Origin of the sequence: Clostridioides sp. ES-S-0048-02 (assembly GCF_020658495.1) — a bacterium.
In the GTDB taxonomy this organism is placed as follows: domain Bacteria; phylum Bacillota; class Clostridia; order Peptostreptococcales; family Peptostreptococcaceae; genus Clostridioides.
This window is the reverse complement of the sequence record NZ_JACVWH010000042.1, coordinates 1-4,181: the sequence shown is the minus strand read 5'-3', so window position 1 is coordinate 4,181 and position 4,181 is coordinate 1. Positions and strand designations below refer to the sequence as shown.

Here is a 4,181-nt window from a genome sequence, read left to right as displayed (position 1 = left end):
GTATGATTAGTAATATTGCTGACATATAACTGACAAAAGAGGTTTGAAAATATACCTAGCATGGGTATGAAAGCATTGTAATTGCTAGTAGGCAGTAGAGTGTGGCATACAATACTTACTTTTATGCCAATTTTACTGACATGTTAAAAAACCTCGTAAGCATTGAAATAACTAATGTTCAGAGGTTTTATCTTTAAAATTAAATTTTATCTATTTAATATCTATTTTCTAATTTATTTTGAAATAATTTAACACTTCTCATAGAATCTTTTGTAGTTTTTACTACATCAACAATAACTCTTATTTCATATTCGTTACAGTCACTTATAACTTCTTGTAATTCTTTTTCAAAAACAACTTTAGAGTCTAAGATTGTATCACACAATAATTCATCTATTGATACTCCTAACATGTTAGCTATTGCAATTAGAGTTGGTAGACTGACAGAAGAACCACCTCGCTCGATATTCGACATATGCTGTGGAGTTATATTTACCAATTCAGATAAAGTATCTTGAGTTAATCGTTTCTTTATTCTAGCAATTTTAATTCTCTGACCAATCGCTCTAAAATCTAAATCCATTTTTACTTATTCCTTTCAGCTACTATTTTTGTATATTGTAACCTTTTAGAAATTATATTATAATAAACTAACTAAAATAATATCTGCTATATCTTTCATTTAAAAGATATAAAAAATGTTATTCTTAATAATTATACTCAGAAAGGAATTAAGAAATGCAAAAGATACCACAGGCAGAGTTTAAAATCATGAAGTTTATTTGGTCTAAAAATGATATAGTAACATCAAAAGAACTAATTGAAGAGATGGAGACTAGTTGTAACTGGAAAGCAACAACTACATTAACTCTGCTTTCAAGACTAGTCAATAAGCGTTTCTTAGCGTCTCAGCGAATAAAAAGAATAAAACATTATATAATACTTATTACGAATAAAGAGTATAAAGTATTTGCAACGAAAAGATTTTTAGAAGAGATACATTCTAACTCTATAGAAAGTCTAATTGATGCTTTAATAGATATATCTGAAAAAAAGTAGCAACTTAATAAGTTTTAATATTGTTCATTCATTCTACAACGATAAAATTAAAATTGTTATTTTATATGAAGTAGCATAAAAAACACATCCATTTCCACATCAAGAAAAAATTTTTGTCTGTATGTAAAAATAGACATAGTAATGCGTACAAACGTTCTATATTTATAGAGTTATTTGTATGTAAATTATGTTTAAGATACTATATGTAATAGCTATAGGGGGGTGTATATGGTATATGTAAGGATAGAGAAAGTTTTATTTTGTTATAGTCCTTCCATTTCCATAACACAAAAAGTCTTAAAATTACAGGGTTAAACTACCCCTTAATTAATGGTGTTATAAAGTTTATTTTTTTGTTTTGCAATCATGTTTTTAGTCTGTAAATATAGTATTAATGATTGTATCAGATGATGATTTCGTAAGGGGTGTGGGGTATGATAGATAGAGTTAACTTATATCAAAATGTAAAGCTAGATACAAGTAAGTTTAGTTTAAAGCTTAAAAAGAACTACAATGAATATATAGATTTCAAGACAGGAGAAGTAATTGAATATATTTCATCTTATATACTTGCTTGGAATGGAGTAAGATTTCTATATGCAGTAAATTCAGAGAGAATATATGTAACTGGTAGGCTTGTAATGCTACTCAAACAAGGTAATCATGTACATAACATAGATGATTTGTATAGTTACAGAGAAGAAATAAGACAAAAGATAAATAATAAGCTTAAAGAGTTATTTAACATAGAGTTAGACATATTAGAGTTTACAGTTGCAAGCATGGAGGTAACATTTAATATTTATAATGTAAACGCAGATTTATATTTGAGGCTATTTAATCAAATTATAAAAGATAAAGCTGATAATAGATATATTAACTACGTCGATCGAAATAACATAGATACAAATACAAGTGTTTACATAAAGTCTAAGCATAATTATAAGAGTAACATAAATAAAACATATACTATTAATTTTTACAATAAACTGGAGCAACTGAAAACATTAAAAAGTAAAGTAGATATGTATAAGAGTAGTATAAATATAAACCAACTTGACTTGGCTCTTGCGACTAACACTTTAAGATTAGAAGTTAAATGTGCTGGTTACGAACTCAAAAAATATGGAAGGACATTTAAAACATACTTTGATGATATATACATATGTAGAGATATAGTTTTAACTAAGTATAAACGTTTCATCTGCAATACTAGACTAGATTTCTATGATTATTTTGAAACTAAAAAAATAGTACAAGAAACAAATAAATTAAAAACAAATAGTAAAAAGAAGCTATTGCAATACTTAGAACTAAGATATGCTAAAAAGAAAAAATATAGCAAAGAAGAATTGAAGAAATATTTTAAGATGTTAGAGTTGCTAAACATAGCCCCTGCACTCATTCCCACTTTTCACAAAACAAACAAATTGCAAAGTCCAATCAAGCATTTAGACCAAAAAATAGAGCAAATTATGGAAAAATACTAGTAAATTTTGATAACTAGAATTATAATTAACTTATATTAAAAAATTGAATATAAAAAAGACTACTATCTCAATAAGGTCGCCAAACCTTATATGAGTTAATACCAACTACGACGAATAGTTAAGTAAATAGTAATCTTTTACTATAAGTTACATACTAAATGTTTTGGAAGAACATAGAGTATATAAAATATAGCTGTTATCTTCTTAGATATACATAAATTATAAAAGATGTGTACATAAAAATCAAGATGATAAACTTAAAAGATAAAAATTACAAGCTTTGTTCAAGATAGTTGGACAAGGCTTTTTTAATGCGATAAATGCGAGAGTGGTTAGAGGAATAACACTCTATATAAAAATAAAAAACTGACGAGTTAATCACTCGTGACAGTGCCGTTTGAGGGGGAGGAACAATTTCTTAGACAAGCTAATAAAGTAATAAGGCTTTAGAAGTGGAGTGCCTGTCCTAGTGTGGGGCGACTGTAAAGGAATGATTATCCTACTTGATAATACTAGACCTAAGCGAGTTTGAACAGTTGACGTTGAATAAGTTTATACAAACAAATAAAACGTAGGGTATACGGATACCTCATGAAAAAGTGGTGTTGTATATCCTCTTATATCTTAAATATATTTTGGGATATAGGGGGAGAATAGCCATTTCCTAATTCCCTATGGTGTAGCATTGGTTGATAGATAAATCAATTAAAATAATACTTTTAAAATACTTAGGGCTATGAGGGGGTAAGGTATGAACTGTAACTAATGTAACGGTTTTAATAGGGTATTTTGTACCAAAGAATAAATATGATTAGTTACTAAACTTATGTAACATAGCCTTAGTATAGAGTAATAGAAATGAATGTAAAAGAATTGATAATAAAATGATAGAAAGCAAAATAAATAATACTTTATCTAAATTTTAAAAATGGTAATTTATGTTATAATAATTTTAACAAGAAGATGTAACCTATAATCTAAGAGTGGAGTTCATACAAAGAAAACCTTACTTCTGAATTTTATGGAAGGAGGTGAAGAGGTATGGACGTATTTTTACTAAGTGTATTAGCAAGTTTAATTGCTAGTCTAATAGTTTATTTAATAAATAAATTATTTAAGATAAAAGTAAAAAGCCACTCTACGGCAAAGAGTGACTTTGATTTTGAACTGAAAATTAAGTTCAAAAAAGATTAATCTAAATTAGTGAACTCTACTCTATTGCACATTAGAATATAGTTCTTCTTGTTTTTATTATACCATTATTTAAAAATATTATTAAGTATTAAATACACTTTTTTAAATTCTAAATATTGTACTCTATGTATATGTAATTATTAATATATGATATGTTATGCTGAGCCTCATGTAGTAAATTTACAATGAGTCTTAATGACTTGTATAATATTCCATTAAAACAAAATTAGGAAGGCTTAAAATGGCTTATATGAGTTTTAAGTTAATTAATAAAAAAGTAGGCAGCTTAAAAAAAGTAACCTACTTTTTTTGTATGATTAGTAATATTGCTGACATATAACTGACAAAAGAGGTTTGAAAATATACCTAGCATGGGTATGAAAGCATTGTAATTGCTAGTAGGCAGTAGAGTGTGGCATACAATACTTACTTTTATGC

The 4,181-nt window shown here is 27.0% G+C and carries 4 protein-coding genes; 3 read left to right on the top strand and 1 reads right to left on the bottom strand.

Annotation, left to right across the window (positions count from 1 at the left end; translation table 11 throughout):
- Positions 1–214: 214 nt before the first annotated feature.
- Positions 215–583: a helix-turn-helix domain-containing protein gene (locus IC173_RS20050; protein ID WP_227856193.1), complete on the bottom strand. Its 369-nt coding sequence runs from the start codon at positions 581–583 to the stop codon at positions 215–217.
- 155 nt (positions 584–738) lie between these two features.
- Between IC173_RS20050 and IC173_RS20045 the strand changes: the two genes are divergently transcribed.
- The 3 genes from IC173_RS20045 to IC173_RS20035 all read left to right on the top strand — a co-directional run bounded on the left by IC173_RS20045 (position 739) and on the right by IC173_RS20035 (position 3,743).
- Positions 739–1,059 (top strand): BlaI/MecI/CopY family transcriptional regulator, encoded by a 321-nt coding sequence (locus IC173_RS20045; protein WP_227856192.1) that lies wholly within the window; start codon positions 739–741, stop codon positions 1,057–1,059.
- Positions 1,060–1,493: 434 nt separating this feature from the next.
- Positions 1,494–2,549: a phage/plasmid replication protein gene (locus tag IC173_RS20040; RefSeq protein ID WP_227856191.1), complete on the top strand. Its 1,056-nt coding sequence runs from the start codon at positions 1,494–1,496 to the stop codon at positions 2,547–2,549.
- Between the two features lie 1,041 nt (positions 2,550–3,590).
- Positions 3,591–3,743, top strand: a complete 153-nt coding sequence (locus IC173_RS20035; protein ID WP_227483916.1) for a type I toxin-antitoxin system toxin — start codon at positions 3,591–3,593, stop codon at positions 3,741–3,743.
- The last annotated feature ends 438 nt before the right edge of the window (positions 3,744–4,181 follow it).